Here is a 20,913-nt window from a genome sequence, read left to right as displayed (position 1 = left end):
GAACTCCAGATGAACATCGCGAAGAAAATCCTCGCAGCGGCTATCGCCACAACTGCATTCTCGGCACCTGCTTTGGCCCAGGACGCAGCGTTCCAGCTTCCCGAGCAATGCACCGCTTCGTCCACTACGGGCGGAATGGACCACTCCTCCATGGGGCATGGCAATCAGAGCGTCGGCATGGGTTCCGGCATGATGGACATGATGGGTATGGGAGGCGTGGATCTCGATGCCATGCCCGAGCATGTTCAGGAAAACATGCGCAGGATGATGATCACCATGCCGGCCATGCACGAAGGCATGATGAGTGAGGATGCCGACGTGGCATTCGCCTGCGGGATGATCGCCCACCACCAGGGCGCAATCGACATGGCGCAGGTGCTGCTCGAGCATGGCGACGACGAACAGATGATCGAGCTTGCGGGAGAGATCATTGCAGCACAGGTCGGCGAGATCGATCGGATGACCACCTGGCTGGCCGAAAGCGCCAACTGACTTGGCGCTGGCCGCGTGGTGCAAGCTGCGCGGTCAAGTCTTTCAGGTCGCTTTGAAATCTCTTGAGCTTCCAGCGGCTGGGGGGCTTGCCTTAGCCCGCGGCCGCTTCAATAATCAGTCTCGACGTAAACCCCCGAGCAGTCGTAGGCGACAGCCGCCGCCGTGGCCCCGTTGTTCATGAACAGCCGCGGCGAGAGGAACTGGGTGCTCGCCGGCAGATCAGCGCTGATCTCCTGCTCGAACACCGCGCCTGATACCTCATCGACCACCCTGATCCAGACGGAACCGCCGTTCGGCGCTGCTGCAATGAACAGCGTCAGGACGCCGCCGGTGGCGATTGCAAAGCTTGCCCCCATGTCGGTCAGGGTCGGCGCGCCAGTAGCGTCGTTTGTGACCAGCTGCCAGCGTGTGTGGGTGCCGCGCTGGAAGCCGATGCCGATGCAGTTAATGGCCGTAGCCAGCGTCAGCGTGGTGGCCAGCGCGGCGGGTGAGCCGTAGAGGCCGAAGAAGCCCATGCCGGTCGCCTGTAGGGTGGTCAGCGAGATGCGTGTGACGAAAGTCCAGCCGCCAAGCCCGGCCGCATTGCCGCGCCAGCAGGCCCAGCCCGCAGAGCGCTGGTCGGCAACCGAATCCACCAGTGCCGCCGAAGTCAGACGCCAACGGCGCATGCTGGCGGCCAGGTTGGACGCGGCGAGCGTTGGGGTCGAGACGGTGCCGACCGAGGTGATCGGCAGGCCTTCGGTGGTGATCGTGGTGGTGACGGAGGGCGACCAGTTCGCGATGCGGTTGACCCCGAAATGCGGTTGCAGCGGAAAATCCCGGCCGGAGGGACGCATCACGTCGATCCACGGCGCACCAGCGCGGTTGCGGGCATAGACCGCAATCTTGCCAGAGGGCGGTGGCGACGGCGCAGCAGCGAGCCCCGGCAGGATCGTCGGCTGTGGCAGTTCCACCTGCCCGCTGGTGCGATCAATCTTCAAGGCATCGAAGAAGGCCGAGCCATCCGGGCTGACCTTGACGCTGAAGTCGTCATTGCCGAGCAGACCGATCAGCGCCCGCGCCGAGAACCCGGTCTTGAAGGCGAAGGCAGCATCGTTCCCGGACGCCGCCTTGTTCATCGTCGCTTCGATCCCGGCCCCGGCGTTGTTGAACAGAAGCGCGAACGTGTTGACTGAAATCCGGTTGTAGCTGTCGGCTGTCGCCCCGCCGAGGCCCAGCAGCTGGGCAGTTAGGTTCGCTTGGGGCATGCCGACCTGCGTGACGGCATTGGCGAAGGTCACGGTTGGGGTATTCACCACGGTGCTGCCACCCGCCCCGGCAGTGGCCGAGCCGATGTTGACGACCGTGGTCGATCCGGACGCGCCGCCGGTGCCGAGGTTCACGGTCTTCGTGACACCGGTGGTCGTGACGCCTGTGCCAAACCCATAGGTGGCAGTCGTCGTCGCCGTGCCAATGCTGGCCGAGGCTGCCGAGACTGTGACAGTGCCCGAGGCGGTCAGCGTGCCCGAGAAGGTCTTGTTGCCGGTGAAGGTCTGGGTGCCCGCGAGGATAGCCAACTCGCTCGAGGTGTTCGGCAGGTTGAAGGTCCGGGTCGTACCGGTGGTGATCCCCGACAGCGAGAACAACGCCTTCTTCGTCGGGTCTGCATCGTTGACGAGGCTGAAGATCGCGTCGGAAACATCCTGTGGTACGCCGACCGGGTCCCAGGCGCTGCCGTTCCAGACCAGAAACACTTGCTCGGCCGCGATCCAGACCAGCCAGCCGGGGCGTGGGACCAGGCGCATCCAGACGCCATCGACCCAGAATGCCACGTTCAGATCCCAGCCGGCCCAGAGCCCCGCAGCACCCGAGGCCACGAGATGCCGGTCGCCGTCGGCCGGGCCTGTCGGAGGCGTGGTGCGCATGCGGTCGATGACCGAAAGCTGGACCATGGCGTCGAGCAGCCGCAGGGCCTCGTTGTGGGTGACATGCTTCTGGGCTTGGGCTGCCAAGAGGTACGGCAGGCCAAGATGCGTGGAGGTATCGGACATGTGGTGGGCCTTCAGAACTGGAGGATGGCAGCGGCGGAGTCGCCGCGACCGAGGCGGTTCGAGAGCTGGTAGATGCGGATCGCAAGCGTCTGGCCGGGGCCGAGCGGCGCGCCCCAATCGGCGGTCTGCTGGGCGGCGGAATAGAGGACGGAGGTCGTGCTGCTGGTCAGCGTGCGCTTGACCGATGCCCCGTCGAGGATCTGGACGTCGTAGCTTTCGGCATCCTCGGCCAGTGGCACCTCTACCTGTTCCCAGGCATCGGCCACCAGCGCGCGGGATCGCCGCTTCCAGCGGATGGTGAGATCGCCGGGGCTGCGTGCTGTTCGCCATGGCTGCGCCACATGGACCGGGGCGAAGGGCACAAGGCCGCGACCGGCTGGCGTAAAGGCCAGCGCGGCGTAGCTGGCGTCACTGACCGCGCGTGCTGCGGGGCCGATGCGCCAGTTCCACGGCAGACCGAGGTCGGCTTCTGCTATCGGCAGCGGGGCAATGGCGGAATCAAGCCTCACCACTCTTGCCCCTGCCGGGGCGGGATTGCCCATTGCGGCTTCGGTGCCGCGCTGACCTCGAAGGAGGCGGGTCAGGCGGTAGCGGCCGGGGGCGATCAGTTCGGCGGCACCTGCCTGCACCACCTCCCAGACGCCGGGCGCGGCTTCCACGGCCAGCGCATTGGCACCGCCGAACAGCGTCAGGTTGGTGACGCTTTCCAGCGTGCCGGAGGCCAGATCGACGACCAGCACATTGCCGAGATCGAAGCGCGAGCTGGGGCCCGCGTGGAAATCCGACACCAATTTCCCGATCCGGGCGCGGCTCCCGAAGGTGGTCAGCAAGGCAAACCCATCGGTCGAGGGGCTGCGGAAGACCGCCATCTCGCCCGGCCAGGGAACGGCGTGCGCCGCGACCATCGGCCGGTGCGCGGGCTGATTTTCGGAGAGTTGCGGCAGGTCGAGGAGCACGACATCCGGCGCGCCGAAGACCACGGACCGGGTGAGCGATGCCGGGCGCGGATCGCCGGGCGGCAGGTCGTAGGCGGCGCGATCCTGGCGGACGGACTCAACGCCCCGGCTTTCGGAATCAGCGATGGACACGAGGCGCAACTCGATCTCGCGACCATCATGCGCCAGCCGGATCACATCGGCAGGGTCCAGCGCCAGTCGCGAGGGTGGCAGGCGGAAGGTCGCGCTTTCGCGGCCGATCCAGGCTTCCATCAGCGCACGGCGGCAGCGACGTTCGGCCTCCTCGGGCGGGATCGCCATCGGGAAGCTTTCGGAGGCGATGCGGGTGGTGTCGACGGTGATGCGACGGGCCTCGACAAGGGCGGCATCATAATCCTCGTCGGCGCGGGCGACCTGCCACTTCAGCGCCTGCGGCAGTTCGGTTTCCTGTGCGCGGACCAGTTCCAGCGCCTCGCCCTCGCGGGAGGCCAAGAGGTCATCATGCGCCAAGGTCAGAACGGACGCCCGCCCGCGCATGACGAAGCGGATCATGCCTTCGGTCTCGATGGCATCAAACCCGAAATGCCGGGCCAGCGTGCTGATCGAGGATCGTGGCGCTTCCAGCGCGGTGATGGCATAGCCTTCAACGGCACCCCAGAGGCCGGTGACATCGATCAGGGCTTCCAGCATCCCGGCGCGCAGGCAGAGGTGGCGCACGAGAGCCGCAAGCGACACCGCCCCCAGCCGACCGGTCAACCAGTGACCGAGCCGCCAGTTCGGCCCATCGGTCCAGACGTCGGTCAGTTCGGGAAAGAACGGATAGGGCCGCGCGTCCCAGGTCCAGGCGGCACATTCCGGCACATGGACCATCCGGCCGCCGTAGATGGTGGAGGTAGGGTTGTTGGCCGGGTCGCCCCAATGCAGGTAGCTCGCCTCGAGGTAGGCGCGCTGGATCGCATCGTCGCGCCAGCCGCGCGAGAAATACGGCGTGAAGCTTTCGGACGACTTCGGGTCGAAGAAGACGTTGGGCTGGTTGGTGCCTCGGTCAATGGCGGGACAGCCCAGTTCGGTGAAGCGGATGGGTTTCGATTGCGGCACCCATGCGGTGGCCAAGCCGTTCTCTACCCCGCCCGGCCGGTTGAAATGCGGGTTCGTCCACCACGCGCGGATATCCTTGGGGCGAAAGACCCAAGGCTTCGCCGCCGCGCCATCGGTGATGGCCGTGCGGATCTGGGCGGACCGGTCAGCCGCACTGGCATAAAACCAGTCGAAGCCTTCGCCGCCCGCGATGTTCGCCTGCAGATAGGCACGGTCGTAGATCGCGGGCCAGCCTTCCAAGGCATCGGCATGGTCAAAACCGTCGCGCCAGTCCGACAGCGGCAGATAATTGTCGATCCCTACGAAGTCGATATTGCTGTCCGACCAGAGCGGATCGAGGTGGAAATGGACGTCGCCCGAACCGTCGCCCGGCTGATGGCCGAAATACTCCGACCAGTCGGCCGCATAGCCGACTTTGGTGCCCGCGCCGAGAATGGCGCTCACGTCGGCCGCGAGGGTCTTGAACGCGGTGACGGCGGGATAAGTGCTGGTCCCCGAGCGGATGGTGGTCAGCCCTGGCATCTCGGTGCCGATCAGGAATGCATCGACGCCACCAGCTGCCGCACAAAGGTGGGCGTAGTGCAGCACCATGCGGCGCAGGCTCCATTCGCTGGGCGAACCGGTGAAGGCGACTGTCTCGCCAGACACGCTGAAACTGCCCGGCGTCGCCGCACCAAACAGCGCGGAAACTTGCGTTGCCGCCGTGCCGGCCTTGTCCACCGAACCGGCAAAACCCGCCGCAGGGGAACAGGTGATCCGCCCCCGCCATGGAAATGCGGGCTGGCCGGGCGTGGCGGCATTGGCGCTGTAGGGGTTCGGCAGGGTGTTGCCGGACGGCACATCCATCAGCAGGAACGGATAGAACGTCACCCTCAGCCCGCGTGCCTTCATCTCCTGGATCGCTTGCACCACCGCGAAATCCGCCGGGGTGCCGCCATAGACGGGGCGATCTTCGGCGTCGCGGCTGACCAGATGGGCGGAGCCCCGGCTGACCCCGTTCACCGACCAGTTGGCGGGCGTGGTCGCCTTGGTGGCGACCTCGACACCGGGCTTAACCCTGCAGGACCCCGCGCGCAAATCATCGCCGAACCACGCCACCACGAGACTGACGCTCTCGACCGCCGGGGCCATGGCCTGCAGCCGGTCCAGTGCCACAACAATGTCGGGCGTATCAGGCAGCGCGTTCAGGTTCTCGGCAACTGTTGCACCGGCGCTGCCTTTGCGGATGGCATCGGTGGCATAGGTGAACTCGCCTGAGGCCGGGATCAGCGTCACGGCCTTTACCAGACCCTCGGCGGTGTCAGGATCGGCGAGAGGGCGGAACACCTCGAAGCTCATCTGCGGCAGGCGGTTGCCGAACGGGCTGAGGTCCAGTTCCTCGAACACCACATAGGCCATGCCGCGATAGGCGGGCGTGTTGGCCGCTCCCATCTTTGCGCTGATGAACGGATCGGCCGCCTGCGCCTCATCGCCGGGGTACCAGCGCCAGGTGACGCCGGTCATGTCCATTGCATTGCCGTCGGCCCACACGCGCCCGATGCCGGTGATTGCCCCTTCGCAAAGCCCAATGGCGAACGAGGCATAATAGAGATATTCCGTTGTGGTGACCGTCGGCCCACCCCCTTTGCCGCCGCCTTGGCTGGTGGTGTTGATCTCCTCGCGGAAATCAGTGGCCCAGATGATATTGCCGCCGATCCGCATCCGGCCGTAAATGCGTGGGATCACCGCCCCTTCGGTGGCCGAGGTGATGCGCAACGTGTCAAGCCGCGCGCCCTCGATCCGTTGCGCTGGGGCCAGCGACGACACGATCCAGCTGTCGACCACCGAGCCCACGGTGGAACCGATGAAGCCACCGATGGCAGCACCGGAAAAGCCGAGGATCGCGCCGCCAAAGGCCCCGCCGATGGCAGTGCCGACAGCGCCGAGGACGAGCGTGGCCATGGTGAACTTTCAGCGTTTGGGGAACAGAAATGCGAAGGCAATCCGCCGCCGCCAGATCGGGGTCAGGATTTCCTCCACGACACCCAGCCGTTCATAGGAATGGATGAAGCGGTCTGGCGCGGTCAGGATCCCGACATGCTTGGCGATGGCGCGTGGGGCCATGCGAAACAGGAGCAGCGCGCCGGGGCCAGCCTCATCCGGGGCAATTTCCGGCATCATGCGCCGCGCACCCTCCGCCAGCACTTCGCGCGGCCCCGTTTCGCCCCAGTCCCGGCTGTAGGGCGGGATCGGAAAGGGTTCATCCCCCACTACTTCGCGCCAAACACCGCGCGCGAGGCCGAGGCAATCGCAACCAACCCCGCGCAGACTGGCCTGATTATGATAAGGTGTGCCAAGCCAGCCGCAGGCGGTGGCAATGACCAGATCGGGATCGGCGATATAGGGCAGCAGGCTCACAGCACGTCTCCTTCATGCCCGCCGTTCTGGCTGGCATAGCGCAGGGCCGCATCCTGACCCGGGATGTTGGGGAAACCCCGGAAGTTGGCAACATTTGCGAACTTGGTGCCGCAGGTCGCGATGCGCTTGTCGCAGCCCGCGCGGATGGTAAAACTGTCGGACCCGGCGATGGCCCGCACCGGCGCTTCCAGCAGGGTGACGATGGCGACGCCATCGACGAGGTCGTGCGCCAGCACCTCGGTCCGCCGCCCGAGATTGGCACCGCTGGTCCATTGAACCGTGCCGAAGACGAACCAGCCCGAGGAAAAGACCGCGAGCCCGGACGCGGTAAAGGCCCGATCGCGCAGAAGGTCGATCACCGCGCCGCTGCCTTTGAAGGCCGGGGCATCAAGATTGGCCCCGCAGCGCACATCGCCCAACGCCGCATCACACCCCGCCTGAAACGTCCGCCCGACCGTCTGGCCGAGAACATGCGCCAGCGACCGCACCTCGGCCACGAGCGCCATACGCCCGCGCCGGATCTGGCCGATGGCCCCGCGCCGCATCAGCAATCGCTGGCTGGTGTCGGCCCAGTTCACCCGCCACACCTCGACGGCCGCGTTGTCCCAGCGGCCATCGAGGATGTCGGTCTCGGTGATCCGGTCGGAAGACAGCACGCCTTGGGCATCCTGAGCATCGACCGCCAGGTCCGACCCCGAGCGCACCTCGGAGGCCGCAAAGCCACTTTCGGGCTCGAAAGCGGTGCCATCGAATGTGAGGGTCCGATCATGATCGGTAAAGCCAAGCGTCACCCCATCGGCTCGTACGATCCGCCAGCACCAGGCCAGCGTCGTCGTGCCCTCGTCGAGATGCGCCTGAAGTGCGGGTGCGAGGGACTTCACTTCCGCCCCCAACCCCGCCACAGGGCGAAAGAGGCCAGCGCCGAGGAAATCACGCCCCCTGCGGTGCCGGTCAGCGCGTAGAGGTTGAATGGGCGCAGATCGAAGCTGCCGGTCACCAGGTCGAAATCTGCCAGTCCGGCCATGGCCAGCCCAGAGGCGGCAAGACAGGCCAGATAGACCAGCCCGCGTGCAAGGTTCCAGTTCATGATGTTGCCTTTCCTGTGAAGAATTCTATCAGCCCCTGCCACCACGACCGTGTGATAGGCGGTTGGGTCGGAATGGGTACCGGCAGCGGCACGGACAGCGGCACCGGCGTGCTCGTCACGCGCAGCATTGCCAGCGCCTCTGCCTCGGTCAGTCGCCGGATCGGTCGTGAGAAATCCACCCGGCCGTTGCGATCCACCGCCCAGACCGGAATTGTGCCGGTCGCATAGCGGCCGTTGCGGAACAGTTCTCGCTCGGCCTCCCGGCGGGACCGGATCGCGGCGGGTCTGAGCCAGCCCATGAAGGCTTGCGCGGCGGCGTGGCGGTTGCCCGCGTTCAGATGCCGCGTCAGCGAGGCCTTGGCGATGCCGCCGGTATTGTAGTGGAACGACACCAGCGCATCGAACTCGTGCGTTTCCAGCGGCACCTTCACGGCCCGCAGCACCTCCGCCTCGTAGGCCACGATGTCGGCGCGGAAGAGCCGGAAGACTTCGCGGATCCCGGCGTCCAGATCGGCGGGCATGCCGCGCGGCATCCGTGCCGGATCGGGAGCCCCGGCCGCAGCGGTATGGCCGATGCCGAAGGTCCAGACGTTTTTGACATCGAGATAAGGTCCGGGCACGAGTCCTTCGTGCCGGACGAGGGCCAGCAGGCCCCGGTCTGTCATGTGCATGGGATCACCCGAAAATGGAGGAAAGGATTAGGATCAGCGCGGCGACAAGGACGCCGATGCGCAGGCGGTGGCTGAAGGCTTGGCCCGGATTGGCGGCATCGCAGCGGATGGACCGCGCGAGGCGGAGAAGTTCATGCATCGCTGTCGCCCCCCTTGCCGCTGCGCAGCCGGGCGAGGACCACCTCGATGAAGGCGGGGCCGAAGACGCCGACCAGATAGGCGGCCGAGCCCGCCGCACCCCCGGCCGGGATCGCTTCGGGCGGCAGACCGAGCCAGCCTGTTATGATCGCCATCGACAGGCTGCCCATCCCGGCAGCGATCAGACCGCCCAGCAGGATGTGGCGCAGCGCGTCGCGCAGCCGCATTCGTGTGGTCAGCGCGTTGGTCGCACCGCCAAGCGCACCCCAAGCCGCCAGGATGACAGCGGTGGAGGTTGCCAGATCGCGCAGGACAGCAGCGACAAAGCCAGATTCTTCGTTCATCGCCGGATCTCCAGCAGGGGAATGGATGTGATCGACCCGAGACGCTCGAGGTCGAGGGTGACGTCGAGCATGTCGGTGTCGAAGCGGACGGGCACGTCGAAGTCGAAGCCCGCTGTGATCGCGACGCCCACGCCGGGGGCGGCAGCGAGGGTGACGCTACCGGTGGCGGTGTCGACGCTCCAGTCCGACATTTGCTCCACCCCGTTCAGGGCAAGACGGATGCTGCCCGCGACCGGCTTGGCAATTGCGCGGGTCCAGCTTTGCGCGCCGGAGGTGTAGCGCTTTAGCAGGGCAAAGGTGATGACCGCGCCATTGCCAGTGCCAATGGGCTGGTCGGTGGGGGCGACGGCGTGCGACGGTAGGCAGGATTTATAGTCGGCCCAATCTTTGTAGCGAAAGCCGTGCAGGCGGCCGTTGCGCGCCTCGAAGAAGGCGACGACCGCCGCCAGATCGTCGGCGCGGCGGATGCCGTAAGCGATGTCAAACCGACGACGCGAGTTGGCCCAGCTGGCATTGCGTTCCTCGTCACCGGAGGCCAGTTCTACCACTTGCGTGCGCCGTTCCGGACCGCCTCGTGCCCCGCGGCTGATGTTATCGGGGAAGCGCACTTCATGGAACGCCATCAAAATTCTCCGTTGTTCGTGCTCTGATTCCCGCAACCGGTGCCCACTTGCGGGGTCGCACTCACATGCCCCTCCGACCCATCGACACCGCGCGCGCAATGTCAGCCGCGACCTGCGTGCGCGATTGCCGGAAGCTCTCGGCATCGCGGGCCATGATGGTGACATTGACGGCGGGCGCGCTAGTCTGGCCGTAGCCCGCAGCCTCGCGGCGCGAGAGGACGCGCTCACCTCGTTGCAGGATTGCCGGAACTTCGTCGGGCTTGATCCCGGCCCAGCCGCCCGCGTGCATGCGCGAGGCATTGGCGAAAGCCAGCGCCGGGACCATTCGGCCCGGGCCCGGCGATCCGACCATGCCACCACTGTGCAGGATATTGGCGAAGATCCCGCCCGCACCGCCAAGTGCGCCCGACAGCGCGTTGGCAATCGGCCCGAGGATGAAGCGCCGGGCCGCCAGCTTGGCCAGATCGGCGATCATCGATGTGACCAGATCGCGGAAGTCGAGCTTGCCGGTCTTGACGAACTCGCCGACAGCGTTCTCGGCTGAGGTGAACGCCCCGACGAGCGCCTGGCCGATATCGCCACCGATGTTGCGCGCCTTGGTGGCATAGTCGGCCAGTGCTGCCGTCACCGCTCCCCAGCCGGTCGCGGCCTGATCGGCTCCTTCGGCAGCGGCAGCCCCGGCATCGCGCGCGGCAGCCCCCGCGCTTCCCGCAGCGGCGGCCGTGTCGTCCAACTCGGTGCCAAGCGCATCCGCCGAAGTTGCGGCATCCGCCAGTGCGGCTTCGGCTTCCGTCCCGGTTCCCGTCACAGCATCGCGCAGTGCCTGCCAGCTTGCCAGTGGTCGACCTGCGGCATCTGCTAACATCCCCGCCGCCTCGCGATAGCCGTCGGCACGGGCGCGGGCATCGTCGGCCATGGTGCTGAGCCCGAGGTCTGGCGGCTCGAGATAGGTGCGCGACAGGGCGGCCGAAAAGGCATCGGCTGCCGAAGCACCCGCCGCTTCGGCCGAGCCTGCGAAGGGGTTGTCGATCCGGCCCAGCGTCAGTGGGTCCAGCGTGCCGATTTGCACCCCGCCTTCGCCAACCGCCCAGTCGGGCAGCAGGTCGAGTGCTGCATTCAACCCGTTGATGAAGGTGTTGATGCGGGTGACCACGCCGTTCAGCATCGCCTCGACGCCGGAGATCAGCCCGTTGGCGGCCTGGAAGGCGAAGTCGCCGATGGCACCGGGCAGACTGCCCCAGATCGCCACCGCCGCATCATAGGCCCCCTGGAAGATCGCGGCGGTTCGGTCGCCGAAGCTGACAACGCCTGCGATGGTGCCTGGAGTGCCCCCACTGAAGTGGTCCACCAACTGGGATAGTATTATCCCATTTCAGGAGGACCAGAGATGGCAGGAAAGCGAGACAACCCCGAAGAGATCGTGCTGAAGCTGCGGCAGGTTGAAGTGCTGCAAGGGCAAGGACGTTCGATTGCTGATGCCGTTCGACAGATCGGCGTGACACAACCGACCTATTATCGATGGCGCAAAGAGTATGGTGGCATGAGTCGAGATCAGCTCAAACGGCTGAAGGAGCTGGAGACTGAGAATACCCGGCTTAGGCGTGCCGTGTCGGATCTGACGCTGGACAAGGTGATCCTGACCGAGGCTGCACGGGGAAACTTTTAAGCCCTTCCCGCCGCCGTCGATGTATCGACCATGTGCGGCAGACTCTCAGCTTATCAGAGCGCCGGGTTTGTCGCACATTGGGTCAGCATCGCTCGACACAGCGCAAGGTGCCTCTCGGCCTGCCGGACGAAGAACGGCTGACCGATGACATCATCGCACTGACAGAAGAGTTCGGACGCTATGGATATCGCATGATTACCGGAATGCTGAACAACAGCGGCTGGCATGTAAATCACAAGCGCGTCGAACGGATCTGGCGGCGGGAGGGGCTGAAAGTCCCGCAAAAACAACCCAAGAAGGGTCGGCTCTGGCTGAACGATGGGTCGTGTGTTCGGCTGCGACCGGAGCGTCCGAACCATGTCTGGTCCTATGACTTCGTCCAGGATCGAACCCATGACGGGCGGATCTTCCGCACGCTCAACATCATCGACGAGTTCACGAAGGAGGCTCTGGTGATCCGTGTCAAACGCAAGCTCAATTCCGTCGACGTGGTCGACGCCTTGACTGACCTGTTCATCCTGCGCGGTCCGCCGGAATACATAAGGTCAGACAATGGCGCAGAATTCATCGCCAAGAAGGTGCGCGCCTGGATCGGCGCGGTGGGTGCCAAAACTGCCTTCATTGCGCCTGGATCGCCATGGGAAAACGGCTACTGCGAGAGCTTCAACGCCCGATTTCGGGACGAGTTGCTGAACGGCGAGGTCTTCTCATCGCTGCGCGAGGCCCAAATCCTGATCGAGCGATGGCGTCGCCATTACAACACCGTCAGACCACACAGCGCTCTGGGATACCGTCCACCAGCGCCCAAAAGCATCGTCCCAATAGACCAAAGGCCAACCATGCACTAACATTCAAACTGGACCACTCGTTGGGGGCAGACCAGTAGCGGGCGGGCTCGGGCTTGCTCATGCCACCCGTTTAATCACCTGGATTCGTGATGTGAATCCTTTGCGGTCAGAGTTCTGCAACATCGCCGCGGCGATGTCATAAGCGCATGCGATTGTCATTCCGTCTCAATACGTCGCGAGTGTGATGAGGTCACTGAAACGGAGTCAGACGCTGGTGTGCATTCGCGCTGTGCGCTCAAGGATCTGGTCTATCGCGGCCATATCGAAGATGCCGTCCAGCACGAGCTGAGCGGCTCCCAGAATGGCGGTGTCTTCTTCCGCCGCGCTGGCAACGATTTTCAGGTCGCTGGTGGCCAGCGGCAGGCAGCGTTGGTACACCAGTTCGCGCACCCCATCCAGTAGCGTGTCGCCTGCCTGTGATATGGTGCCGCCGATGACGATCAGTCCGGGGTTCAGCAGGCTCACAACCTCGCACACCACTTCGCCGACGCTGCGCCCGGCTTTGCGCAGCAGCATCAACGCCTCAGGCGTCTGGCGGTCAAACAAGTCGATCACATCGCGGGCGGTGCTGGCGGGGAAACCGTTGGTTGTCAGGTCGCGTGCCAGCGCCCAACCGCTGGCCCATGCCTCCAGGCAGCCCAGCTTCCCGCACCGGCACAGCGGCGGATGCGCGGATTTGACCTGAATGTGCCCGATGTCCCCCGCCGCGCCTTTCGCCCCGCGCAAGATCCGCCCCTGCGAGACGATGCCGCTGCCGATCCCGGTGCCGACCTTGATGAAGATCATGTCTTCGACCCCGGCGAAATGCAGCCGGTGTTCGTATATCGTCATCAGGTTAACGTCGTTTTCGACATAGACTGACACGTTGAACCGCTGGCCCAGCCAGCCGCGGATGTCGAAACCGTCCCAGCCAAACAGGACCGACGGGCCGACCACGCGCCCGGCGTTGAAATCCACCGGCGTGGGCAGGCTGAGGCCAATGCCAAAAAGCGGGCCTGAATGCGGTGGCAGGGCGCGGGCCAGCGCCGTGAACCCTTCGCCGATCTGCGTCAGAACGACTTGCGGGCCATCGCTGATCTGGAAGGGCATCGTCTGTTCGGCCAGGATGGTTGCGGCAAGATCGGTGGCGGCGACATGCAGATGGGTCTCGCCGATGTTGGCGACCAGCAGGTGCCCGGCTTGCGGGCGCAGGCGCAACTGCCGGGTGGGGCGCCCGCCGCTTGGCAGCGTCTGGGGCGTTTCCTCGACCAGACCGGCGCCCAATAGCGATGACAGCCGCTGCGAGACCGTCATGCGCGACAGGCCGCTGGCCTCGATCAGGTCCGAGCGCGAAGTGGCGCCCCCCGAGGCGATCAGGTTCAGCAGCCTGCCCGCGTTTAACAATGCCGTGCCGTCCCATGCTATCGCTGTCGGCTTCATCCAAAACCCCCTGATGTCACCACAGCTTATGCTGTGACGACACGGATAGGAAGATGCTCGGCGGGAAGTTCTGATAATTTAGTCTAAAATTATACAAAACATGGTTGACTTATGACTGCACGACTGAGTAGCCTTGGAACTGTCAGAGGGAGGACTGGCATGCCACCGGCGGAAACGCCGAGGAACGCGGCTGTCTTCCCCTCAACAAAAGAAGGCAAGCAGCATGAGCAAAGGCGCAGTTTCCCTGTCCAGCGAAATGGCGAACGCGATCCGGGCGCTGTCGATGGATGCGGTCCAGCAGGCGAAATCCGGGCATCCCGGCATGCCCATGGGCATGGCCGAGATCGGCCTGGCCCTGTGGCACCGGCATTTGCGGCACAATCCGGCCAATCCCGGCTGGCCCAACCGCGACAGGTTCGTGCTGAGCAACGGGCACGGGTCCATGTTGATCTACAGCCTGCTGCATCTGACGGGCTATGATGTGACAGCGCAGGATCTGCGCCAGTTCCGCACCCTGCACAGCAAGACCCCCGGCCACCCTGAGCGCGGCTATACCCCCGGGGTGGAAACCACCACAGGGCCGCTGGGGCAGGGGCTTGCCAATGCGGTAGGCATGGCGGTTGCCGAAAAGGCGCTGGCGGCGCGGTTCAACCGGCCTGGCCACGCCATTGTCGATCACCAGACCTATGTTTTCGTCGGCGATGGCTGCTTGATGGAAGGTATCTCACATGAGGTGTGTTCGCTGGCGGGCACGCTGGGATTGGGCAAGCTAATCGCGTTCTATGATGACAACGGCATCTCTATCGACGGCAAGGTCGAAGGTTGGTTTACCGATGACACGCCGAAACGGTTCGAGGCCTATGGCTGGCACGTCATCCCGGCGGTTGACGGCCATGATGTCGATGCAGTGGACCGCGCGATTGCTGCTGCGAAGCGCGACACGGAGCGGCCGACGCTGATCTGCTGCCGCACGACCATCGGCATGGGCGCGCCCACAAAGGCGGGGGGCCATGATTGTCACGGCAATCCGCTGGGTGACGATGAAATCGCGGCGACACGCGCGGCGCTGAATTGGCCGCATTCCCCGTTCGAGGTGCCTGATGCCGTGGCGCAGGCCTGGGACGCCCGGTCCAAGGGTGCCGGTAACGAAGCCGCCTGGACTGCCGCGCGCGCCAGATGGGCCGCTGAATATCCTGATCTGGCAGCCGAGTTCGGGCGGCGGATGGCGGGCGGCCTGCCCGATGGTTTTGACGACTCCGCCGATGCCCTGATCGCCGATGCGGCGCAGAAGGCTGAAAGCATCGCTTCGCGCAAGGCCAGCCAGAATGCGATTGCCGCGTTCTCAAGGATCATGCCCGAACTGACCGGCGGCTCGGCCGATCTGGCGGGGTCAAACATGACAACATGGGACGCGATGGAGCCGATGACGGCCACCGCAGGTGGCACCTACATCTATTACGGTGTGCGCGAATTCGGCATGGCGGGCATCATGAACGGGATGTTGGCGCATGGCGGCGTCCGGCCCTTTGGCGGCACCTATGTGATGTTTTCGGAATATGCGCGCAATGCGATGCGCATGGCCGCGCTGATGAAGCTGGGCGCGATCTATGTCTTGTCGCATGATTCCGTTGCGCTGGGTCAGGACGGGCCGACGCACCAGCCGGTCGAACAGCTTGCAACCCTGCGCATGGTGCCGAATATGGATGTCTGGCGCCCTTGCGACGCCGTGGAAACCGCCGTGGCCTGGCGCGTCGCGCTGGAACATGATGCAACGCCGACCGTGCTGGCGGTCAGCCGTCAGGGGCTGGATGCCCAGACGCGCGGCCCGGATGCGATGGCGCAGGTGCGGCGGGGCGGCTATGTGCTGCACCGCGAGGGCAGCGCGCTGGCGGCGGTCATCATCGCCACCGGGTCCGAGGTCTCATTGGCGATCGAGGCTGCGCGGCGTCTGGGCGCGGAAGGCATCGGCATCCGGGTGGTGTCCATGCCCTCGACCTTCCAGTTTGACCGGCAAAGCGCCGCCTACAAGGCCGACGTGCTGCCCGACGGCGTACCGCGCCTGTCGGTCGAGGCCGGATCGACCGATTACTGGCGCAAGTATGTCGGCCTGAAAGGCACCTGCATCGGTGTCGATACTTTTGGTGAATCCGCAGCCCCCGATGTTTTGTTCGAACATTTCGGCCTGACCGCCGATGCCGTGACCAACGCGGTACGGGCGCAGGTCGCAGCATGACATCGCGCTGCATCATAGGACTGGATTATGGCACGGAATCGGCGCGCGGGGTGCTGATTGACGCGGAAACCGGCGCGCAGATCGACAGTTGCATGTACCGTTACCGGCATGGCGTCATGGCGCAGGCGCTGCCCGGTGGCGCGGCACTCCCGCGCGGCTGGGCACTTCAGAACGCACAAGACTACACCGAGGCCGCCACGGAAATCCTGACCACGCTGGGCAACGGGCGCGAGGTTGCGTCCATCGGGCTGGGCTTTACCGCCTCGACGCCGATGCCCGCCACGGCGGATGGCACGCCGCTGTCGCAGCGCCACCCCGACGCGCCCCATGCCTATGTGAAGCTTTGGAAACACGGCGCGGCGCAATCCTATGCCGATGCGATCAACGCCACGGGCGGCGCGTTCCTGGACAATTTCGGCGGCAAGCTGTCGGGGGAATGGCTGCTGGCCAAAGCCGCGCAGATGGAAGCCGAGGCGCCGGACCTATGGGCCGAAACCGACCGTTTCATCGAGGCGGGGGATTGGCTGGTCTGGCAATTGACCGGGCAGGAAACCCGCAGCCTGGCTTTCGCGGCATTCAAGGCGCAGTTTGACGGCGGCTATCCGCAGGGCCTTGTGCCCGGGTTGCAAGACCGGCTGTCCGACCCTGCCCGGGTTGGATCATCGGGTGGCGGGCTGTGCGCGGCATGGCGTCAGCGCACTGGCATCAAGGGCGCAGCGATCGTTGCCGTGGCTGTGATCGATTCCCATGTGGTGCTGCCCGCGATCCACGCGGTATCCGGCGGCAGCTTTGTCGGCGCCTTGGGGACGTCGGCGGCGTATCTGTTCCTCAGCAAGGATTTTCGCCCGCTGCCCAAGGGGATCGAAGGCGCTGCCCGGGATGCTTCGGTGCGTGACCTGTGGTGCTATGAGGCTGGTCAGGCCTGTTTCGGTGACATCTTGGCGTGGTTCGTGCGCTGTTTTCCCCGGGGTGCCACCCCCGCCGAAAGTTTCGAGGCTTATGGTGCGGCGGCCGCCGCGATGCAACCGGGCGAAAGCCATCTGCTGGCCGTGGATTGGTGGAGCGGCAACCGGGTCCCGCTGGCCGATTCCAACCTGTCGGGCATGCTGCTGGGCATGACCTTGCAGACCACCGCGGTGGGGATCTACCGCGCGCTGATGGAATCGCTGTGCTTTGGCGCGAAATTCGTGCTGGACCTGTTCGAGGCCGATGGTTTCACGGTTGACCGCGTGGTGATGACCAGCGGTCTGGCCGCCAATAACCCCGCGCTGATCCAGATCATGGCCGATGTCATGGAACGCCCGATCGAGGTTCCGCAAATCGCGCATGCCACCGCCGTGGGTGCCGCCATCCATGGTGCAGTGGCGGCGCAGATCGTCGCGGGCTTTGACGCGGGTGCCGCGCAATACGGTGCGGCCCGGGTGACGGTGTTTCAGCCTGATCCGGCCCGCGCGCCCAGCTATCGCGCGCTTTACGACCAGTATCGCGCGGTCTGCGCTGATGCGCCCCTGCGTCAGGCGCTGAAGGCGCTGGGTCACATTCCCCGCCCGGTTGGGGCGGGACTGGAATCCGTGGACTGAGGGACGCGGACCAAAACGGGCGGTCCGCCGCCCGTTCGACGATGGAGGAGGACGACATGACACGTGTCAAACGACGCGCCTTTACCCCCGAACCGGGGGCAATCGCGCCAACCGCCGCAACGATCAATGGGAGGATCATGAATTGAAACAATTCCGTAAAACCACATTCGCCGGGTCGGCGCAGGCCCTTGCCTGTGCCACATTCCTGTCCGGCACCGCCGTTCTGGGCGCTGCAACCGGCGCAGTAGCGCAAGGCACCACCGAAATCACCATCTGGTTCGGCCGCGAGAATTTCATTCCTGCGGATGCATTCGACACCTTCCATGCCGAAAACCCCGGCATCGAGGTGACCACTGATGTTATCCCGCTGGAACAGGCCGTGGCCGACACGCTGCGCGCGGCGCGGGCCGACCGCGCCCCCGATATCGTGCAGGTGCCCGCCGATGGTTTGGCACCGCTGGTTGCGCAAAATGCCGTGCGCGACATTTCCGGGCTGCTGGACGAATGGCGCAGCGAAGACGCGGCCTCGCTGGACGATATCTCGACGGTGGGTCTCGACATGGCGTCGCTGGACGGCACGCCCTACGGGCTGACGCTTTATGCCGGCCCGTTCTGGTACACCTATCGCAAGGACTGGCTGGAAGCGGCCGGCCTGGACGTGCCGCAGACGTGGGACGATGTTCTGGACGTGGCCCGCGCCATAAAGGACGAAGGCCATATTGGTTATGCCGTCATCGGCAGCCGGGCCCATGATCCGGTGTGGTTCTTGTCCACCTTCATGGCGATGGGCGGCCAGTTTGAGGGCGGCGTGCCGCAGATCGAATCGGATGCGGGTCGCTACCTGCTGGGGTTTTACCAGACGCTGGTGGCCGAGGGGCTGACCTCGCAGGATGTGCTGGCCTGGGATTCGGGCGCGATGCGCAGTTCCTTCATCGGGGGCAATGCCGCGCAGGCGATGCTGGGTGACAATATCTATCCCACGCTGAACGAAACCCTGACCTGGGGTGAAGAATGGGATGGTGCCCGTCCGCCAGCGCGTCCGGGTGCCGAGGATGCGGCCCGCACCATGACGCTGGGCTGGCCCTTTCTTGTCACCACCGGCGCGGCCGAGGACGATGCGATCCGCAAGGTGCTGCAATACCTGGCCCGCCCCGAGAACGTAGGCGAGGTGTCGGCGCGCTATCAACCCGGCACCGTGCTGTCGGTGTTCGAGTCGGAGGAATACAACACCGTCAAACCCTGGGCGTCGCAATTCGCCCCGGAATTCGCCAATCTGACGCCGCTGCCCACGCATCCGCGCCAAAGCCAGATCTATCAGATCTTGCTGGATGCGATGCAGGCGGCCTTGCAGAACCCCGAGCAAGATGCGGCCGAAATCGCGGCGACGCATCAGGCGGCGATCGACCAACTGGTGGCCGACTGACGTGAAAACGCGGGCGGGGGGTAAACCGCGCCCCCCGCCGATCGCATGACCACCGGGGGGGGCCCGTGCCCGCCAGATGCGCCAGCACGCCTCCCGGTCGAACCTGATGTTTTCGCATGTTCTTGATGCGCGCGGCCGCTTTTTTGCGGAGCTTTGCGCCACATGTTCCGGGAGGGGTGAATATGGCCACGACACTGCACGGCAGTTTCAAGGACAGGATGACAGAACGGCTGACGCCCTATGTCTTGCTGTTTCCCGCCATCGCCATCGTGGCCGGGGTGCTTGGCTATGCGGTGGTGCGGGGCATCGTGATGTCCTTTTACCAGATCGAGGTCTGGGAACCCGGCGAGCCCTTCGTGGGCCTTGCCAATTACCGCGACCTGTTCACCTCGCCCGGGTTTCGCAATTCGCTTGTCATCTCGTTGATCTTTGTCGGTGCGACCATCGTCATCGGGCTTTTGATGTCGCTGGTGCATGCGCTGGTGCTGAACCAGATCAAATTCGCGCGTGCGGTGTTTCGCGCCATCGCGTTAATCCCCTATCTGGTATCGGGTGTGGCGGCTGCGGTGATGTGGCGGTTTCTGTTCACCGGCCAGAATGCCATTGTCACGCAGATTTCCGGTGCGCTGGGTGGGTCCACCGTGTCGTGGCTGGCTGACCCCGACAAGGCGCTGATGGTCATCACCATGGCAAATGTCTGGTTTATCGCGCCCTTTGCCACGCTGATCTTGCTGGCGGGCCTGCAAACCATCGACCCCGAAATGTATGCTGCCGCCGAGATCGACGGCGCGGGAAGCTGGCAGAAATTCGTACATATCACCATTCCGTCTATCGTGCCGATGCTGTCGCTGGCGTTGATGTGGCTCAGCTTTGCCAGTTTCAACATGTTCGACATTATCTTGCCCCTGACAGGCGGCGGGCCAGGCCGGTCCACCGAGGTGCTGGCGGTCTACATGTACCAACTGGCATTCCGTGATCTGAACTATTCCACCGGCGCTGCGGTGATGATCGTGATCCTGGTCATCAACATCGCGCTCAGCGCCGTTTTCCTTCGTGCAGCAGGGCGGTCCCGCGATGACAAATGATTCCAGCCTCAACCGCCCGCTGGGCACCCGCATCTTTGCCTGGAGTGTGCTTGCGCTGATCACCCTCTGGGCGGTGCTGCCGATCCTGTGGTCGTTGTCGGCATCGTTCAAGACGCCGCTGACGCTGTATACCGGGGGGTTCCTGCCTGAGGATCCGACGCTGGACAATTACGGCCGCGTGCTGACATCGGACGGGTTTGCGCAATACATGGCGAACAGCCTGTTCCTGGCGCTGGCGTCCACCGCGATCACGCTGTTCGTGTCGGTGCTGGCGGCCTATGGTTTTGCGCGCTATGCCTTCCGCTGGCGGCATATCCTTTTGCTGTTCATCCTGATCCCGCGCATCCTGCCCCGGGCCAGCCTGATCATTCCGCTTTATGACCTGATCGAGCGGCTGAACCTGCTCGACACCTACACGGTGCTGATCATCACCTACACCGCCACCGCCGTGCCGATGGCAACGTGGATCCTGATCGGGTTCTTTCAGGCCGTCCCGAAAGAGCTAGAGGAGGCTGCCGCGATGGACGGCGCCTCGATCTGGCAGCGGATCTGGAAGGTTGTCGTGCCGATCTCATTGCCGGGGATGGTGACGGCGGGTATCTTGTCGCTGCGCGAGGCCTGGAACGAATTTCCCTTCGTGCTGGCCTTCACCACCTCCAGCGATATGCGCACGCTACCCTATCAGCTGTTCATGATGCGCGACACCATGGGGTTGACCGATTGGCCGCTGATCAACGCGTTCACCATAACGACGATCGTGCCGATCCTGTTTCTTTATCTGCTGTTTGAACGACAGATCGTGAACGGGCTGACCAGCGGCGCCGTGAAGTAGCCGCCGCTGCAA

General features: G+C 64.8%; 17 protein-coding genes and 1 pseudogene. 7 read left to right on the top strand and 11 right to left on the bottom strand.

Annotated elements, in window-relative coordinates; genetic code table 11:
• Window positions 1-9 precede the first annotated feature (9 nt).
• Entirely contained in the window at window positions 10-492 is a 483-nt protein-coding gene (locus H9529_RS14235; RefSeq protein WP_092892012.1) for a DUF305 domain-containing protein, read from the top strand.
• A gap of 107 nt (window positions 493-599) precedes the next feature.
• Here the strand turns inward: H9529_RS14235 and H9529_RS14230 are convergent, their stop codons facing one another.
• The 10 genes and pseudogenes from H9529_RS14230 to H9529_RS14190 all read right to left on the bottom strand — a co-directional run.
• Window positions 600-2,522, bottom strand: a complete 1,923-nt coding sequence (locus tag H9529_RS14230; protein WP_092892010.1) for a DUF2793 domain-containing protein — start codon at window positions 2,520-2,522, stop codon at window positions 600-602.
• Between the two features lie 11 nt (window positions 2,523-2,533).
• The gene (locus H9529_RS14225; RefSeq protein WP_092892008.1) at window positions 2,534-6,496 is read right to left on the bottom strand and encodes a baseplate multidomain protein megatron; all 3,963 of its coding nucleotides are present in this window, start codon (window positions 6,494-6,496) and stop codon (window positions 2,534-2,536) included.
• Between the two features lie 9 nt (window positions 6,497-6,505).
• Window positions 6,506-6,952 (bottom strand): NlpC/P60 family protein, encoded by a 447-nt coding sequence (locus H9529_RS14220; protein WP_223814180.1) that lies wholly within the window; start codon window positions 6,950-6,952, stop codon window positions 6,506-6,508.
• Window positions 6,949-7,833 (bottom strand): DUF2163 domain-containing protein, encoded by an 885-nt coding sequence (locus tag H9529_RS14215; protein WP_092892075.1) that lies wholly within the window; start codon window positions 7,831-7,833, stop codon window positions 6,949-6,951. Before H9529_RS14215 ends, H9529_RS14220 begins: the two co-directional genes overlap by 4 nt.
• Entirely contained in the window at window positions 7,830-8,039 is a 210-nt protein-coding gene (locus H9529_RS14210; RefSeq protein ID WP_092892006.1) for a hypothetical protein, read from the bottom strand. The genes H9529_RS14215 and H9529_RS14210 overlap by 4 nt, the downstream gene beginning before the upstream one ends.
• The gene (locus H9529_RS14205; protein WP_092892004.1) at window positions 8,036-8,710 is read right to left on the bottom strand and encodes a lysozyme; all 675 of its coding nucleotides are present in this window, start codon (window positions 8,708-8,710) and stop codon (window positions 8,036-8,038) included. Before H9529_RS14205 ends, H9529_RS14210 begins: the two co-directional genes overlap by 4 nt.
• A 4-nt stretch (window positions 8,711-8,714) precedes the next feature.
• Window positions 8,715-8,849 (bottom strand): hypothetical protein, encoded by a 135-nt coding sequence (locus tag H9529_RS21110; protein ID WP_256327067.1) that lies wholly within the window; start codon window positions 8,847-8,849, stop codon window positions 8,715-8,717.
• On the bottom strand, window positions 8,842-9,192 hold the full coding sequence (locus H9529_RS14200; RefSeq protein ID WP_092892002.1) for a hypothetical protein: 351 nt from the start codon (window positions 9,190-9,192) through the stop codon (window positions 8,842-8,844). The genes H9529_RS21110 and H9529_RS14200 overlap by 8 nt, the downstream gene beginning before the upstream one ends.
• The gene (locus H9529_RS14195) at window positions 9,189-9,815 is read right to left on the bottom strand and encodes a DUF2460 domain-containing protein (RefSeq protein ID WP_092892000.1); all 627 of its coding nucleotides are present in this window, start codon (window positions 9,813-9,815) and stop codon (window positions 9,189-9,191) included. Before H9529_RS14195 ends, H9529_RS14200 begins: the two co-directional genes overlap by 4 nt.
• A 61-nt stretch (window positions 9,816-9,876) precedes the next feature.
• Window positions 9,877-11,136: pseudogene (locus tag H9529_RS14190) on the bottom strand (phage tail tape measure C-terminal domain-containing protein); the annotation flags it as partial.
• Between the two features lie 66 nt (window positions 11,137-11,202).
• Here H9529_RS14190 and H9529_RS14185 point away from each other — a divergent pair.
• Window positions 11,203-12,329, top strand: a protein-coding gene (locus H9529_RS14185; protein WP_190305597.1) for an IS3 family transposase whose coding sequence is annotated in 2 segments (ribosomal slippage) — window positions 11,203-11,467 and window positions 11,467-12,329 — 1,128 coding nt in all. Because the reading frame shifts where the segments join, the coding sequence is not laid out codon by codon here.
• 204 nt (window positions 12,330-12,533) lie between these two features.
• Here the strand turns inward: H9529_RS14185 and H9529_RS14180 are convergent.
• Window positions 12,534-13,748: an ROK family transcriptional regulator gene (locus H9529_RS14180; protein ID WP_092892805.1), complete on the bottom strand. Its 1,215-nt coding sequence runs from the start codon at window positions 13,746-13,748 to the stop codon at window positions 12,534-12,536.
• 223 nt (window positions 13,749-13,971) lie between these two features.
• On the opposite strand from H9529_RS14180, the gene tkt reads away from it, so the two are divergent.
• From tkt to H9529_RS14155, 5 genes are all read left to right on the top strand, one after another.
• The gene (gene tkt, locus H9529_RS14175) at window positions 13,972-15,981 is read left to right on the top strand and encodes a transketolase (RefSeq protein WP_092892803.1); all 2,010 of its coding nucleotides are present in this window, start codon (window positions 13,972-13,974) and stop codon (window positions 15,979-15,981) included.
• Window positions 15,978-17,561, top strand: a complete 1,584-nt coding sequence (locus H9529_RS14170; protein WP_092892801.1) for an FGGY-family carbohydrate kinase — start codon at window positions 15,978-15,980, stop codon at window positions 17,559-17,561. Before tkt ends, H9529_RS14170 begins: the two co-directional genes overlap by 4 nt.
• Before the next feature lie 142 nt (window positions 17,562-17,703).
• Window positions 17,704-18,984: an ABC transporter substrate-binding protein gene (locus H9529_RS14165; RefSeq protein WP_176847357.1), complete on the top strand. Its 1,281-nt coding sequence runs from the start codon at window positions 17,704-17,706 to the stop codon at window positions 18,982-18,984.
• A gap of 182 nt (window positions 18,985-19,166) precedes the next feature.
• On the top strand, window positions 19,167-20,069 hold the full coding sequence (locus tag H9529_RS14160; protein WP_176847355.1) for a carbohydrate ABC transporter permease: 903 nt from the start codon (window positions 19,167-19,169) through the stop codon (window positions 20,067-20,069).
• A complete protein-coding gene (locus tag H9529_RS14155; RefSeq protein WP_092892795.1) occupies window positions 20,059-20,901 on the top strand; it encodes a carbohydrate ABC transporter permease in 843 nt (280 codons plus the stop codon). Before H9529_RS14160 ends, H9529_RS14155 begins: the two co-directional genes overlap by 11 nt.
• The last annotated feature ends 12 nt before the right edge of the window (window positions 20,902-20,913 follow it).

The organism is Roseicitreum antarcticum, assembly GCF_014681765.1.
Lineage (GTDB): Bacteria > Pseudomonadota > Alphaproteobacteria > Rhodobacterales > Rhodobacteraceae > Roseicitreum > Roseicitreum antarcticum.
Note: the sequence above shows the minus strand (reverse complement) of the source record. Positions and strands in the feature narration are given on the sequence as shown.